Origin of the sequence: Paenibacillus sp. PAMC21692, assembly GCF_014303795.1 — a bacterium.
GTDB lineage: Bacteria > Bacillota > Bacilli > Paenibacillales > Paenibacillaceae > Pristimantibacillus > Pristimantibacillus agaridevorans.
In genome coordinates, this window is the sequence record NZ_CP060293.1 from 494,013 (window position 1) to 510,124 (window position 16,112).

A 16,112-nucleotide genomic window follows, 5' to 3' on the forward strand; every position below is an offset into this window, starting at 1 on the left:
GCTGGGCACACACAAAAGAAGCCCCCGATCTCGTAAGAGAAATCAGGGACTTCACATTATTTTTTCCCGACTTATAGCTTGCCCTGTAACATTGCTAGTTTACGAGACATAGTAGATTATGGTATTGTTAACGCTAAATGATGTACTATAAGGGGTACAAAAGTCATTGTGAGTGCGTGTACTGTTTCACCGATTCCTAGATCGGATGGAGCAGCTGAGGGATGGGGATCCCGAGCCGCCGAAACGATGGCTTTATTCATTAGAAATCTAGGCTCTCTCTTTTCTAAGCGTTACCGTTAGTATTAAGTTTAAATAGACCGTTTGCTGTCCCAATTCTACTTCCAAACTCTCCAGAGTCAGTAAATATCACTGACTATAATGATGGTTATACAGCGTAACTGACAGCTCCCGATCCTAGGGGCTTTTTTTCATTTGAGATTAGGGAAACGGTGCTGCTCAATCATGCTATTCGGAATTTGCTAAGGGAAATGATGAGAGGATGGATCCGTGAGGAGAGGGTTATAATTCCCCCAAAAAAAGAGGAGGCTAACTGCTGATTAATGATTCAACAGGTAACCTCCTACGTTTTCCTCTTCACCGAATAATTTCTAGTCCAACCTAGCCGGTTTGATCGTATGTCCAGGCATAGGTGCCATTGTGACGAACTCTATGACGATTAATGAGGGTTGTATTGCTAACATCAATACCTGCTACAGTTATAGCAAATGCGGCAGTTCCTGCCCATTCATGTGTTCTTCCGGAATCTAGAATTCCTGGTCCATTGCTGGTAGTGTACTTGTGACTCCATCCAAAGCCGTTTAAGACAGAAGCCCAAGAATAACTGCTGATAACTGTATTCTGATCAAATGTCCAATTCGTATTATAGTCAAGTTGATAAAGTGTATTTCCAAAGAGAGCTTTCGCTCCTTGACTAGATGTCATTACATAGGTTTGAGTAGCCTGGGGCCCGTATTCTACAATACCTTGTTTCGCATTAATTGTAGGTTGCTTTGTGACAGTCACAGAATTAAACAGTATAATTCCCTCATCCTCAAGCACAACCTCTTTGTAGCGCTCGGATTCCGAGAGTTGCAAATCTTCAGCATGTTGCTTAAACAGTTCGTGGATCTCTTGTTCGGACTTCTCTTGAGACCTTTGATTTCCTTCTGTAGCATACGCACTTGAGGCTACGGTAAGAAAAAGGACTGAGCACAATATAATCGTAGACATTTTCTTGAAAGTATTTTTCATTTTTGCTATTAAACCTCCCATAAAAAGTTTATAATGGATAATGAGGTGAAGAGGAAATGTTAAAAAAACTTTTAAGCGGCGTTATTATATTTCTTTTTGTCCTAATTATCGCAGGCATTATTCAATATATTTCAGGTCAAAAGTAACATTGCCCTTTCTTTACTTAATAGTATACTTTTTCCATCTTTATTTCCAACATTATTCCAAAGATGGTAAATTAGTTCCAGTTTCCTTTGAGAGATCCATGACTCCGGTCTCAATCTTGGGACTTCGTCTGCTGCCTCATGCGACGCATGCGTTAATCCTGCTGCATGTGACCGCGCTGTCGTCCGATCTCCTGAAATACCCGATCAAGAGCCTTTAAACTCTCCGTGTAGGACGGATATCTCTTTTGGGATTCTCGGCACCTCTACCCCATCCGGCGTGTTTTTATGCTCATGAATGATTGGGTTTTCGACGCGTCCAATATCACGATGCAGTGCATGGATTTCGTTTTCGTTTACTTTCCGGATCCGCTGCAAAAAGCCCTTGGGCTCGAGCTCCTTGATCTGTTCTTTCAACCGCTCTTGCTCCTGGCGCTGCTTCACATAGGACTGCATTTCATAAACGATCGCATTATGCGCTTTGGCAGCGCGGTTGATATCTCCGCGATCCGTCTGTTTTCCCTTCTTCTCTATATCGCGGACGGTCGCTCCTTCGTGAATGGTCGGTACCCGGTCGGTAGCGCCGACAGCATATTATCTCGTGACAGCACTTCCTCGATCATCCTTCGATACACTCCCTTGCGTGAACGATTCTTTCTCTTTGTGCCGTTGATGAACTCCGCCCTTCAGGGTACCCTCGCGTATTCATCGCTACTTTTCCCAGATAAATCCTTTCGGATTGTCTGCTTTCATCATTCATCCTCGAACGTCAAGATTTCTCATTCCTATTCCATGTTCAGTCCTTCCGCAGACTGTTGCAACAGTCTGCGTACTATGGCGTCTGCTGACTTCTGTACGTTCAGTTGCCCTCACGGGCAAAGTTACGGAGTTTGCTCCACCTTCCATACAGATCTCCCCAGGTAAGAACGCTATCTTCCTCTCCATCTATCTTCTCCATTTATTCTCGTACGCCTTCGGCAGTATGGCTTTGACTTGTTGTGCAGTCTCATCCAACGTACGCTAGCCTCCTATGAAGTTCGTCTTCCTCAGACCGGAGTTTTGCCGCCGGCTTCCTTCAGATTCCACCTCACGGTGGACACCCTTGCCTTAAGCTATGGCTAATACTGCCTTCGCCATTCGGGACTTGAACCCTATAGATAGCGCCCATGCTGGGCACACAACCAAAATACGGTCTCCAAACTTCCTTTGGGACCGTATTTATGATGTCTTTATTATGCTCATCGAACCTTATCACCGTTAACAATTAATGGACAATCAATAAGCTTCCTTGAAGCGCTAGTGCCTAATCCTCTTCCGGCGGCAGCAGTTCTCGCAGCAAGCTCTCAAAGTCAGCGATCGGCACGGCCAAACCGGCCCGTATCGTTTGGTCTTGATGCGAGATATCGGTAGTGGCGTAAACGACGGCGATGGCTTTGCCATGCTCGTTGATGACGGGAGAGCCGCTATTGCCGCCATAAATCGGCGCATCAAGGGCCAGGGCCGGCTGTTGACGGCCTTGAATCGGAACCAAGCCTATTACAGAGCCTTCTATGGCGATTTGTGTAAAAAAAAGCGGATTGCCAATCACGTTGATAGGATCGCCAGGCTCCCATTGCTTTTGGTTCCGCTCCATTTCAATAAATGGCAGCCGTTGATTCCCGATGTCCACCTTCAGTATGGCGATATCCAGATCGGGGTCGCTCCCCGACAGTTCCGCTTTATAACTCTGGCTATGCTCCGGAAATTTCACTATGATATAGCCGTTGTCTTCGATTACGTGATAGTTTGTCACGATGTAGCCGCCGTCAATGTGAAATCCTGTGCCTTTGCCGTTGTCCGTGCTGACTAAAACAACCGCTTCTTTATAGCTTTGGATTTCAGCCTGGCTGGATAATTCCTTCGACTTGAACAAGAGGGGCAGCGTCTTCATGTTGTAGATTTGCGGCCAGAATGCCAATATATTTCCGACCAGAGCGGCAACGAGCAGAAAAATGACCGTATTTCTGATCCACTTGCGCCGCGCGGCAGATGAACCTCCGTCATCCTCCTCCTCTTCTGCCTCAAAGTCCCATTCCTCACCCTCATAAGGGGTATGATTCTCATCGTTGTCATTCTCTTTGTTGTCTTTCTCTTTGTTTCGATTCGGATGATTTTCATTTTCCATGCGTATCCCCCCTACTCGCCGTTGTCTTGTCCCGTTATTGTAACATCAATCCCGCAGCGATTTGGTTAAAAAAATAAAAGGCGGTACAATTGGGAAAAAGACGCTTCCTTTAGGAGGATGAACGATATTTCTGGATCGCAAGCAACAGCTTTACTTTCATTCCTGCAATCCGAATCCTTTATTCTGAAGGAGGGGGAACGGGTAGACATGGACTGCGGACGTACTTCGGCGTTCGGTTTCGTGCTGCGGGAGAGCGTGCATTGCCTTGCCGAAAATGAAGCGGCATTATTCGAGGCAACGGTAGATGAATGGTTCTATGTCCCGCATCTTTCCGGGTTCTCGGTGCGCAACCGGGAGGTAGGCACGGCCGAAGTGCTGATTGTCCGATTCGAGGAGTCCGGAGCGCTCGCGCTGGGGGAGCAGAGACCCTACTCTTGCCGTCTGCCGCACTCCCGCATGTGGGCTGAGGCGTTCGCGGCGGCGGTCGACACTCCCTTTGAGTCGCTGCCGGACGTAACGCGGCTCACGCTGCAGTCGCATCTCTATGCTCTGACAGCCGCATGGCTGTTGCGGTCGAAGGAGGACGAAGCAGACGGCGCCAAAGCGTTGCTCCGGCTGATGGAGAGGACGTACCGCCTGATCGCCAATCGTTTCAACGAGCCGCTGAACCTGGAAGAGATGGCTCGCGAATCAGGAGTCGGTACAGGTCGATTTTATCAAGCTTTCAAGGAGCATACAGGGTTCACTCCTCATAAGTGGATCACAGCTATGCGCCTTAACGCGTCATTATCGCTGCTGTCGAATTCGCCTGCCTCGATTATGGATGTAGCGCATTCCGTAGGTTACGCCGATGAGCTGTACTTCAGCAGGGTGTTCAAGAAGCATATGGGCCTCTCCCCAACGGAATATGTGGCCCGCGCCAACCGACGTATCGCCAATTTATGTACGGTGTTCGAAGGGGATTTCAAGGCGCTTGGCATTACGCCCGCCTTCTCGCCGCCAAGGGGGTGGACCGAGCGTTGGCAGGAGCTGATGCCGAGACTTCGGGCTGCTCAGCCGGACATCATCTTTACACAGCCGGTGCCGGAGGAAATTCTCCTGGAGCTGCAGCGCATTGCACCGGTCGAGATGATCAGCTGGAAAAATTCGGATCTCTCCTGGAGGGATCGGCTTCACCGCATCGGCCAATTGCTTGAGCTCTCCGGCGTCGCGGACCGCTGGCTTGCTCAATTCAAGCTAAAAGCAGCTAACGCCAAACGACTTGTCCGGCTCATGCTCGGCCATACCCCTTTCCTCATTGTATCCGCACATTCGGGCGGTTATCGCGTATACGGCCGGCGGGCGAAAAAAATGAGCGATCTATTCTACGATGCGCTGGGCCTGACATCTCCTGCCGCAGTGCAGCAGATCCGCCTTATCGAAACCGAACGGCTGGAGGATATCTCTGCGCTTTGCGACAATGCGCTGCTGCTCGTCCCCGACACCTTCTCCGAGTGGCAAGAGAGCAAACTGATAGCAGACTGGAATATCCTGCATCCGAACCGGACAGAATGTCTGATCATCCGCCATCCGGCACCATCCTTATATAATGCATCGTTCTATGGCGGACTTGTGGACGAGACGGTGAGCCGGCTGATGGGAAGCAATATATAATCGCGCAAAAAGAAAAGTCCATCCCGTCGAAAGGGAAAATCCATTCCTCGGCGTAGAAAAAGATGTAGAATAGGAAATGATGATAATGATTATCACTAACGAGAAGTCGCGTTTTGGACATAAAGGTAAGGAGAATGCAAACAAAATGGAATTGACAGAGGTTATGAAACAACGACGTTCTGTGCATAAATTTCAGGATCGGCCGGTGCCGGTGGAGCTTGTCGCAGAGCTGCTCGAAACCTCGGTATGGGCTCCGAATCATAAATTGACACAGCCATGGAGATTCGTCATTGTCCAAGGCGAAGGACGCAAGAAGCTGGCTGAGGTCAGCCGTACGGTCCATGAGCGGCGGGAGAAGGATCCGGTCAAGTCCAAGACGCTCGGCGAGTTTGGCTACAACAAACTGATGGCCGTACCGCTCTTTCTGGCGGTAGTGATGAGAGAGGATACTCAGCTTGCAGTCCGCGAGGAGGACTATGCCGCAACTTGCTGCGTTATTCATAACTTTGGCCTGCTCGCTTGGGAACAGGGAATTGGCGTGGTGTGGGAAACCTACGGGCTTATCCATCAGCCGGACTTCCGAGCCGCGCTCGGCGTTCAGCCGGGCGAAAAAATCGTAGGCAGCCTTCATGTAGGTTATCCGGCAGCCATTCCGCCCGCTCAGGCAAGAATCCCGGCAGCGCAGCTGCTGACAGTAATCGAGAGCTGAAGAACCGCTCATGAGACTATGGATTGTCATTGTCGCCGCGGTCTTGCTGTCTTTCGTATCCTTATTCCTAGGTGCTATCGATATTAAGATTAGCGATCTGTTTAATGGAGATACGGACAAGATCGATATTTTCTTAGTTAGCCGAGTGCCTCGTTTGATGGCCATCATTTTGGCTGGAGCCGGCATGAGCATAGCGGGCTTGATTATGCAGTCATTGAGCCGCAATAAGTTCGTATCTCCTACGACTGCAGGCACATTAGATGCAGCCAAGCTAGGCATTTTAATATCCATGCTGTTTTTTACGAATGTCACCTACACGCAGCAGATCCTATTCTCATTTGCATTTGCTTTGGCGGGAACCTTCGTCTTTATGCAGATCCTGGATCGAATTAAATTCAAGGATGTCATCTTCGTTCCGCTCATTGGCATTATGTACGGGAATATATTATCGTCCATCACGACGTTTTTCGCTTACGAGGCCGATCTTCTCCAAAATATTTCGGCATGGCTGATGGGCAGCTTTACCCTTGTTATTTCCGGCCGATATGAGCTGTTATATATAAGTGTTCCAGCTCTTGTTCTAGCTTATCTATATGCGAATAAGTTTACGGTTGCTGGCATGGGCGAGGATTTCGCAAAAAACTTGGGCTTAAGCTACAAGGCCGTCATGAACATCGGTCTAGTATTAGTGGCCATCATCTCCACAACGGTGGTGCTGACAGTCGGAGTTATTCCGTTCCTTGGTTTGATCGTTCCGAACATTGTTTCGCTCTATCTAGGCGATAATTTGCGCAAAACGATCCCCCACACTGCGGCGATGGGCGTAGTTTTTCTGCTCATTTGCGATATTATCGGGCGGATTGTGATTCATCCTTACGAAATTCCGGTTAATGTAACGGTAGCGGTGATTGGCAGTGCGATCTTCTTAGTGATGTTGATTAGGGGGAGAGCGTATGCCAAAAAATAGTATGAAGCTTGTTATTCTCGCGATATTATCTATCGTCTGCATCTTGTTATACGCGTTTTATGATATCAAGGGCGGCTTTGATTACGCTTTTCCCAGACGGATGCTTCGAATTGCGGCTATGGTCGTAACGGCAATCGCGATTGCCTACTCTACCGTCGTATTCCAAACCATCACGCGAAACCGGATATTGACGCCATCGGTGATGGGCCTTGATTCCATGTACGAAGTGGTGCAAACGTTCATTTATTTTTTTGCGGGCTCCATATCCGTTTGGGTCCTCAACAAGTATTTGAATTTTGGCGCCGCGATAGCCGCCATGGTATTGTTTGCGCTGATTTTGTACCGATTTTTATTCCGGGCCGATAAACATCCGATTTATTTGCTGCTGTTGATCGGGATGATTTTAGGCACGCTGCTGGGCAGTTTCGTCACTTTCCTGCAGGTGCTGATCGATCCGGTCGATTATTTGAGCCTGCAAAATCGATTATTCGGCAATTTCATGAATGTGAAGAAGGATCTGTTGTACATTTCCGTTGGCATCTTGTTTATCGCGTTTATTTACGGATACAGGATCATGGATAAGCTGGATGTCATGTCGCTCGGTCGTGAAAATGCAATGAATTTGGGCATTCCCTATGACCGGATGGTGATGAATATTTTAATCCTCTCCTCCGTGTTGATTGCAACCTCGACCGCGCTCGTGGGACCGATCACCTTCTTTGGACTCATTGTAGCGAATTTGGCTTATCAATATTTAGTGACTTACAGGCATTCTATTCTCATCCTGGGAGCCAGCTTGATTGGTATTGTCGCGTTGGTGGGAGGGCAGTTCCTTGTCGAGCATATTTTCGAATTGAAGACGACGCTCAGCGTCATCATCAACTTTATCGGCGGGATTTACTTCATCTACTTATTACTTAAAGAAAGCAGGGCAGCGGGATGATCGAGATCAAGGGTTTAACCAAGTTATTCGGCAAAAAGCCGGTTGTAGAGGATGTTTCCATTACGATTGAACCGGGTACGATTACTTCGTTCATAGGCCCGAACGGCGCCGGTAAATCCACGCTGCTCTCTATGGTGAGCCGGTTATTAGATGCGGATACGGGAGAAGTATTGCTGGATCGCAACAATGTCAAGAAGTGGAATTCCAGCGAATTCGCCAAACGGGTTTCCATACTGAAGCAGGCCAATCATATCAATGTCCGATTAACGGTACGAGAGCTTGTCGCATTCGGTCGATATCCGTATTCCAAAGGGCGGCTGACCTCGGCAGACGAACAATTCGTGGATCAAGCGATCGCTTATATGAATCTGGGCGAAATGCAGGATAAATTTCTGGATGAATTGTCGGGCGGCCAGAAACAGCGGGCTTTTATCGCCATGGTCATTGCGCAGGATACGGAATACATTCTACTCGATGAGCCGCTTAACAATCTGGACATGAAACATTCCGTGCAAATCATGAAGATTCTTCGCAATCTTGTAGATGAGCTGGGGAAAACCGTCATTATCGTGCTGCACGATATTAATTTCGCCTCCGTCTATTCCGACCGTATTGTGGCGCTCAAAAATGGCCGTCTGGTCAAGGACGGTCCGACGCACGAGATTATTAAGACGGATTCTCTGCGCGATATCTTCGATATGGATATTCCGATTCAAGATCAAAACGGATGCCGGATTTGCGTCTACTTTAATTCCTAGACAATCCTTCTATTCTTGCACGCCTTTTTTTGGATGATATTGATAATTGATATCAATTATTTTAAATAAAATGAAAAACAAGGAGAGATTCGTAATGATGAAGAAATGGAAATTGGTAAGTGCAATCACGGCCATGTCGCTAATGCTGGCAGCCTGTGGCGGGGGCAACAATAATGAGGCCGGTCAGAACGCCTCCGGCGGTTCTGCCGCAAGCAATCCGCCTGCTGCAGGGCAGCCGACTGCCGACAACGGCTCAGCAGATGCTTCGGCTCCCGCATATCCCATGACAATTAGCTCAACCATTGCTTCTACTGAGAACGAAGAAAAAGGAACCATCGCATTCCCGGACGTAACGTTCGAGAAGATGCCCGAGAAAATCGTCGTATTCGATTACGGGTTCCTGGATACATTGGATGCGCTCGGCGTAGAAGGCGTCGTAGGACTTGCCAAGGATTCCAGCTTGCCGGCTCATCTCGAACATTTTTCGGGAGATGAGTATACGAATATCGGCACGCTAAAAACGCCTTTGTTCGAGGACATCGCCGAACTGGACCCGGACGTTATCTTTATCTCCGGCCGTCAATCCACTTTTTATGAAGAGCTGAAAGAAATTGCGGATGTCGTATTCGTCGGAACACAGCAAAACGACTACTGGAACACCTTCCTGGCTTCCGTAGACATCGCGGCTAAGATGTTCGGCAAGGAAGCAGAGGCTGACGAGTATCTTGCCAAATTCGACGAAGCCCTGAAAAACATTAATACGTTAGCCGGCAATTATGAAACATCTTTGGTCACCATGTATAACGAAGGAAATCTATCCGGCTTCGCCTCCAACTCCCGCTTCGGCTACATGTATGAAGTATACGGCTTTAAGCCGGTAACGGACGATATCGAAGCTTCTTCCCATGGCTCCAACTTCGGCTTTGAAGCCGTGCTCGAGTTCAACCCGGAAGTGCTTCTCGTCATTGACCGCACCGCGGCAACGGCGGGCAATACATCGAATATCGAGGCCGACATGGAGAACGCGATTATTAAGAAAACTAAAGCGTATCAAAACAACCGCATCGTTTACCTGGACGGTCCGCTCTGGTACCTGGGCGGCGGCGGCTTGCAATCCGAGCTTGCCAAAATCGAAGAAGTATTGGCTGAACTGAAATAATAGCAACGCAAACAAAGCTGCTCCGAAGTTATGTATCGACTTCTGGAGCAGCTTTTTAATTTGCTTGCCACAAACTTATTGGCGATTGTCCTGCAAAGCCTCGATTCGGTGACTAATGGTGGTTCAACTCGGGGGGATCAATCCCGGACCGTCATTACTCCGTTCTTCTCTTCTCCAGCTTCTCCATAAATGACTCTTCGTTGTCGAACAAGTCGACGCCCATGAGATACGAGAGGATGCGCGGCAGGTCGATATTGTCGATCAGACCAACGAATTCCCCGGAGCCTGCGCCGTATGCGTACACCGGCAGCTCTTCGCCCGTGTGGTTGCGGGAGCCCCAGCTGATGAGCGCATGCGCGGATACGACCGTACCGATCTCATTCGCCAGCGTCGTGTTGTTGTTCCAGTTGACGCTCGTCAGATATGCTACGTCTTCGTCAGTAAGCTCGAAGCCGACGATCGGCTCAACAACTTGCTTTACGTCGACAAGATAAGCAGTTGTCTCTTCCGGCTTATCCGCCGTTGTGCCGATTGCAGCTTGCAGCCCGATCAAACCGGCGATGGAATCAAGAGCGATATACGAGGTTCCCTTCTCGATGAACAGATCGGCATCCAGCGCCTGGGAGCCTGCCACGATCTTTTTGCCGCCGAGGTCGATACGGAAGGAAGCGCCGCCGATAGAAACTTCTGCTGCAAAGGCCTGCGCATGGTAGGTCAGCTCGCCGTCCAGCTCCGCTACGATGTCGCGCACCGGAACGTAGTAGCTGCCGTCCACAACCTTGGCGTTTTCGATGCCGACGGTCCGGGCCTCTTCTTTGAGGGCGCCCAGTACCGCATTGGAGCTGCCTTTGGCATTTTTAAGAATGTCGATATTCTCCTTGTAGCCGCCTGGCGTATTGCCGATGTTCATACCGCCAGTCTCGTGATCGCCGACAACGACAACCAGCGTATTTTTGTCCTTCTTCGCGAACTCAAGGGCTACGTCCACCGCTTCCTCGAATGCAAGCATATCCGTCACCAAAGCAGTCGGGTCGTTGGCATGACCGGCCCAGTCGATTTGGCTGCCCTCTACCATGAGGAAGAAGCCGTCTTGATCCTGGCTAAGCGTCTCTACCGCCAGCTCCGTCATTTCCGACAAGCTTGGGACGTTGACCTTATCGCGGTCGATATCGTATTTCATGTCGCTCATGGCGAACAGCCCCAGAACTTTATCCGACGTTACGTCATCGAGTTCGCTTCGGTTGGTGATATAATCGTAGCCTGCCGCTTCCGCCTCGGCAACAAGATTACGCTCCGGCTGCTGGCCGCCTTCTGCCTGCGGCAAGAACATATCGCGTCCGCCGCCCAGGATGACGTCGACATTATTGATGTATTCCGTCGCAAGGGCGACTTCGTTGCCTCGGCTCGGATCATGGGCCGTGAATACGGCCGGCGTGGCGTGAGTGATACGAGACGTAGCAACGAGGCCAGTCGACTTGCCTTTCTCTCTTGCCGCGTCCAGAATGGACTCCGGCCGTTTGCCGTCCGGAGTTACCGCGATAACGCCGTTGTTTGTTTTGTAACCGGTCGCCATTGCCGTGCCGGCCGCCGCGGAATCCGTAATGTTCGTGTCGTTGGAATATGTTTTCATAAGACCCTTCGCGTACCGCTCGAAGGACAGCTCTTCCCCTTTGTAAATACGCGTTGCTGTCAGATAGCTGATCCCCATGCCGTCGGGAATCATAAGAATGACGTTTTTCGTGCTCCCTTTGTCCGCCGCGTGCGCAACCCCAGCCAGACTGCCGAACAGAAGAGAAGCTGCGATCATTACTTTGCCTGCTGTTTTGCCGTTGACATTACGTAACATGGTTATTAATTCCTCCCTTTGTACAGATAGGTACAATATAGAGGAACAATATTAACGGATTATTATCGAATTAATAAGCATTTGTAAAATAAAGGAATAGAGCAAAATCATGACGCAGTCTTTCTCGACAAGCTCCGGCTTGCTAAAGATAAAGATCCATCGTTCCGCTTCCTATCCTATCTTGCTCCCGATAAAAACCGATTTTTTAGCGAGCCCCGGGTATGAATCAGCATCATAGGTATTAATGCTTCCGTTTTTCGGGCGACGCGCCTTTGGCCTTCCGGATGCATGGCTGTTAACAGCAATCGAAGATAGGCTGTTGTCATCTGCCGAAACACCCCGTATTTCAACGCCTGCTGCTCGAAACCCAAGCCATGTGTCAGCCCCCTATGGAGCAAAGTTATGCCGACCAAAGCTTTTACCTCTCGAAATTCGGGCTGATCCTCAAACGCTTCGCTGATTTGCATCATCGATCTTCGGGCAAGCCTTGCTGTTTTAAGCGCCGCACGGTCCGGGCCCTCGGCTTTAATCAATGCCAATATCGTATCGTTATTAAGATGAAGCTCCCCGATCATATCTCCGTCATGAATGAGTGTCGAATCCTGACATAGAATGCTGCTTCCCCGATGTCGTTTTATCATAACTGTACATATGCCAAAATGCGTAGTATGCAAGCTGCGAAAGCGTAAAACCCATCCAAAACCTCGTTCCCAGACCATCCAAACGGACTGCATCGCGGATTTGCCAAAGCCGACCATCATAAAAAACATCTCCTGTTCTAGATTGAACGAATCATTCTGTCTTGCGCAATCCGATGATTTCATTATAGCTGTACAAAGAAACAACCCGAACGGACTGAGGTATAGATTTGGACTACGACTTTAGGCGGAGCAGGCATTGGGCTGCCACGTTCATCCCCCCCTCCTAACGGCTCCATTACGCCCCAAACGTCAGGTAAGAAATGAACGGAGCAACTGTAACGGAACTGAAAGGCGTTATTTCAGCAAAAACGCGGCAATTCCCAAATCTAAAGGAACTGATAGCCCTTATGAAGGGCAAAAGTCCGCGGTTTGCCTGGATTTCTCAAGAATAACGTCGCAGAGTTCCGTTGGATTTTAAAATCATGCCAAACGATCCATATAAGGGCCCTCATTTCCGTTAGGAGGATGGCGATGATTAATTGCAGCTTCATTTCCAGTTTTGCACACAATGAATCGACGGCCTCACAGATGACGCTATTCTTCAATCGTCGCTGGTGTCTGTAACAAAAAAACTCGCCTTATCTCACGTAAACCGCAAGATAAAGCGAGCTTTGCTCCCGTCAGCGATAACTGCAATCGACAGACTTGACGGCCTCCTCCGCTACTTCGGCGCCGGTCTATTGAAGGGGACAAGTAATGACGACCTGAGTGCCGATCCCCGGACGGCTGAACAGAGTGACGCCGTATTCGGGACCGTAAGCCAACTGGATGCGCTCATGCACGTTGCCAATGCCGTAGCCGGCTTCCTTGTCTCTGCGCATAATGTCCGCGGCGCGTTCGGGCGACATGCCCGCGCCGTCGTCCACCACCTCGAAGACGATCGCGTCGCCGAGCCGGTACAGCCGAATGACGATGTTCAGCGGCTCGTCGTCGCTCCAGACGGCGTGCTGAATGGCGTTCTCCACGAAAGGCTGCAGGATAAGCTTGACCGTCTGATGCCGGAACAGCTCCTCGTCAAGCTGCCAGTGGACGCGGAACAGGTTGTCGAACCGGACGGACTGGATTTCCACGTAATGCCGCGTAATCTCGATCTCCTTCTGGATCAGAATGACCGGCTTGCCTTTGCTCAGCGAGGTCTTGTAGAAGTTGGACAGATGGCGGACGATCTTGCTCACTTGCCGATCCTGATTCTGGACGGCCAACGAGGAGATGACGGCCAGCGTGTTGTACAGGAAATGCGGATTGATCTGGCTCTGCAACAGCGCCAGCTCCGTCTCCTTCCGCATAATCTCCTTCTTGTACACCTCGTTGATCAGCTTGTCGAGCTGGCGTTTCATCGTATTAAACGATTCCGCCAGCAGGCCGATCTCGTCCTTGCTGTCCTGCTTCAGCTCGAATTGGAACTGCTCGTCTCCTACCTTCCGCACGAACCGCGTCAACGTCTGGAAGCGGTTGGAGAAATAACGGGCCGTCATGGCGATCAGACCGACCGACAGCAGGATGCTGATCGCGGCGATGAGCAGAATGCGGCTCGACGCCTTGTTCGCTTCGCTCAGCACGTCGCTCAGCGGAATAATCGACACCGTCTTCCAGCCGATCGGCAGCGTGTCGTAGACGACAAGCGATTCCATACCCTTAACCGGCCGCTCGAACGTACCGCTTCCTCCAGCGCTCCAGCCGCCTTCTTCCAGCACCTGACGAAACGGCTGAAGAATCATCGACTTGTCCCGGGTCGACAGGATGGCGCCCTCCCCATTGACCAGATAGATATCGCTCGCCTGCGCCTCTTCGCCGAACAGGGAGTAGAGAGCGCTCTCCTTCACATGGATGGCAAGGACGCCGTACGGCCTCTGCATATCGTTGTTGTTGAGCAGCCTCGCGAGGGTAATGACGGGCTGCTTGCCGCCGTTCTCCATAACGACGCTGTAGACGGCGTTGCCGTATGATTGCTCCAGCTCCTTGTACCACTTCGCCTCTCTCATCCCCTCGTCCACGCGCTGGATGAACATGCCGTCGCTTGGGATCGATTCGTTGAACGGATAGATCGTAATGGAATCGATATCGGTATTGGTGAGCTGAATGCCGAACAGCAGGCTGTTGATGTAATCGTAGGCGTGCACAAAGTCGATCCCCCGCCGGTATTCCCGGGTCAGCCAATCCCGCAGCTCCGAATCCATGTACAGCAGGCTGGATATTTGCTCGTAATTTTTGAGCTTGTTGTCGATATTGCTGCTGAGCTGGCTGTTCATCGTGCGCATCCGGTCATGCGTCTGCGAGACGAGCTGGTTCTGGAACACCTGATAGAAATATAACGAGATGGCCAGCAGCGGAATGACGGAAGCCAGCAGGAAGAACACGAGCAGCTTGTTGCGCAGCGCCAGATTGTTGATGAACCGCTTCACGGCCTTCATGGCGCCGAATGCCCCGGCTGGCGGTTGCGGTATTGGTTCGGCGTCAGCCCGCGCCTTTTGTGAAAGACGGCGCCGAAGTGGGATGCGCTTTCGTAGCCGACGAAGGTCGCGATTTCATGAATTTTCATATCGGTATCGCGCAGCAGCTCCGCCGCGCGGTCCATCCTTACTTTAGTCATATATTCGAGAACCGTATATCCGGTATATTCCTTGAACAGCATGCGCAGATGATTGGGCGACAAATAGGCGTATTCGGCCAAATAATCGATCGTCAGCGCGCTGCCGAATTCGAGATCGATCAGCGACTTTACCTGATGGACCATGGCGGCGTGACGGTCGGCTCCCCCCGATGGCGCGGGCGTAGCCTCGATATATTGGCCGCTGCCGTGCTTCGCTATATGGCGGCCTCGGAATTGCTGCAGGTGCAGACACGTCTCGTACACCTGGCTGAGCGGAACGGGATGCGGATACAGACAAGTCGTGATCCAAGGGCAGACGTCCGCGAGCTTCGCGTGCCATTGCTCCGCCAGATGGACTTCTCCAGGCGCGGCCAATACGACCAGCCGATCCTCCTGCCATTCGAACGGCAGCGCTTGGGCATCGGCCATCAGACGCTGCATGCCTTGCAGCACCTTGGCTTTGGCCTGGGCAGGCTCGGACGAATCGCTTGCCGGCTTGTACGCGGCGTCGATCGTCACGAGCATCGCAGAATAGACGCCCGTCGCGCCGGGAAACAGCTCGTCCAGCAACTCTTTAAGCTCGTTCTCGACCGCGGCGGGCGGCTCCTCCTGCAGCAACTGCTTCGCGTATTGCGAGGCCAGCGCTCGGGAGGACAGCCTGCTTCGTTCCTCTTCGGCGCATTTCTGCCGCACCTTCAACATCCGTTCCTGCAGCTCGTCTATATCCAGCGGTTTCAGCAAGTATCCCGATGCCTCGAGCATCAGCGCAGACTTTACATAGGCAAAGTCGTCGTAGCCGCTCATGAAAATAATAATGAGCCGCGGCCAGCGTTTTTTTGCCGCCTTGGCGAATTGGATGCCGTCCATGATCGGCATTCTGACATCGGTAATAACGATGTCGGGAGACAGCTCCTCCATGCGGCTGAGCGCCTCGCGGCCGTTTTTGGCCGTGCCCGCCACTTCGAACCCCATTTCCTCCCAGGGAACGAACCGCTTTAGCGTTTCGATCTCGATATGTTCGTCGTCGACCAGCATTATTTTGTACATGTCCGCAAGCTCCCCCCTTGCCTCATCCTGCTGATGATATCAGTATCCCACCCTGCCTTCTTACCGTCAATCGACCCCGGAGCAGGTTCGTTCGAATTCGACAGGAAACGTAAAAACGCGATATGGATTATCGGCAATAACGGGAGTCATAATGGAGATAGCCGGCAAATCCAATACAGAA

General features: G+C 50.7%; 13 protein-coding genes. 6 read left to right on the forward strand and 7 right to left on the reverse strand.

Annotated features, from left to right (window positions below):
• Positions 1–618: 618 nt before the first annotated feature.
• The 3 genes from H7F31_RS02020 to H7F31_RS02030 all read right to left on the reverse strand — a co-directional run bounded on the left by H7F31_RS02020 (position 619) and on the right by H7F31_RS02030 (position 3,558).
• Entirely contained in the window at positions 619–1,251 is a 633-nt protein-coding gene (locus H7F31_RS02020) for a hypothetical protein (protein WP_187102786.1), read from the reverse strand.
• Between the two features lie 350 nt (positions 1,252–1,601).
• Positions 1,602–1,811, reverse strand: coding sequence for a hypothetical protein (locus H7F31_RS02025; protein WP_187102787.1), 210 nt, complete (start codon positions 1,809–1,811; stop codon positions 1,602–1,604).
• 886 nt (positions 1,812–2,697) lie between these two features.
• Entirely contained in the window at positions 2,698–3,558 is an 861-nt protein-coding gene (locus H7F31_RS02030) for a S1C family serine protease (protein WP_187102788.1), read from the reverse strand.
• Positions 3,559–3,675: 117 nt separating this feature from the next.
• Here H7F31_RS02030 and H7F31_RS02035 point away from each other — a divergent pair, with 117 nt between their 5' ends.
• The 6 genes from H7F31_RS02035 (at position 3,676) to H7F31_RS02060 (ending at position 9,747) form a co-directional block, all read left to right on the forward strand.
• A complete protein-coding gene (locus H7F31_RS02035) occupies positions 3,676–5,211 on the forward strand; it encodes an AraC family transcriptional regulator (RefSeq protein ID WP_187102789.1) in 1,536 nt (511 codons plus the stop codon).
• Positions 5,212–5,356: 145 nt separating this feature from the next.
• Positions 5,357–5,920 carry a nitroreductase family protein gene (locus tag H7F31_RS02040; RefSeq protein ID WP_187102790.1) on the forward strand — a complete coding sequence of 188 codons (564 nt, stop codon included), beginning with the start codon at positions 5,357–5,359 and terminating at the stop codon, positions 5,918–5,920.
• 10 nt (positions 5,921–5,930) lie between these two features.
• The gene (locus H7F31_RS02045) at positions 5,931–6,887 is read left to right on the forward strand and encodes an ABC transporter permease (protein ID WP_187102791.1); all 957 of its coding nucleotides are present in this window, start codon (positions 5,931–5,933) and stop codon (positions 6,885–6,887) included.
• Complete coding sequence (locus H7F31_RS02050; protein ID WP_187102792.1) at positions 6,874–7,830, forward strand: iron chelate uptake ABC transporter family permease subunit; 957 nt, start codon at positions 6,874–6,876, stop codon at positions 7,828–7,830. The genes H7F31_RS02045 and H7F31_RS02050 overlap by 14 nt, the downstream gene beginning before the upstream one ends.
• Positions 7,827–8,588 carry an iron ABC transporter ATP-binding protein gene (locus H7F31_RS02055; protein WP_108991253.1) on the forward strand — a complete coding sequence of 254 codons (762 nt, stop codon included), beginning with the start codon at positions 7,827–7,829 and terminating at the stop codon, positions 8,586–8,588. Before H7F31_RS02050 ends, H7F31_RS02055 begins: the two co-directional genes overlap by 4 nt.
• 97 nt (positions 8,589–8,685) lie before the next feature.
• Positions 8,686–9,747, forward strand: a complete 1,062-nt coding sequence (locus H7F31_RS02060) for a siderophore ABC transporter substrate-binding protein (protein ID WP_187105176.1) — start codon at positions 8,686–8,688, stop codon at positions 9,745–9,747.
• A 154-nt stretch (positions 9,748–9,901) separates the two neighbouring features.
• On the opposite strand, the gene H7F31_RS02065 is transcribed toward H7F31_RS02060, so the two are convergent.
• The 4 genes from H7F31_RS02065 to H7F31_RS02080 all read right to left on the reverse strand — a co-directional run bounded on the left by H7F31_RS02065 (position 9,902) and on the right by H7F31_RS02080 (position 15,931).
• On the reverse strand, positions 9,902–11,593 hold the full coding sequence (locus H7F31_RS02065; RefSeq protein WP_261800274.1) for an alkaline phosphatase: 1,692 nt from the start codon (positions 11,591–11,593) through the stop codon (positions 9,902–9,904).
• A 176-nt stretch (positions 11,594–11,769) separates the two neighbouring features.
• The gene (locus H7F31_RS02070; protein ID WP_397374636.1) at positions 11,770–12,351 is read right to left on the reverse strand and encodes a YkoP family protein; all 582 of its coding nucleotides are present in this window, start codon (positions 12,349–12,351) and stop codon (positions 11,770–11,772) included.
• A gap of 620 nt (positions 12,352–12,971) precedes the next feature.
• The gene (locus tag H7F31_RS02075) at positions 12,972–14,705 is read right to left on the reverse strand and encodes a cache domain-containing sensor histidine kinase (protein WP_187102794.1); all 1,734 of its coding nucleotides are present in this window, start codon (positions 14,703–14,705) and stop codon (positions 12,972–12,974) included.
• Positions 14,702–15,931, reverse strand: a complete 1,230-nt coding sequence (locus tag H7F31_RS02080; protein WP_187102795.1) for a response regulator — start codon at positions 15,929–15,931, stop codon at positions 14,702–14,704. Before H7F31_RS02080 ends, H7F31_RS02075 begins: the two co-directional genes overlap by 4 nt.
• Positions 15,932–16,112 lie beyond the last annotated feature (181 nt).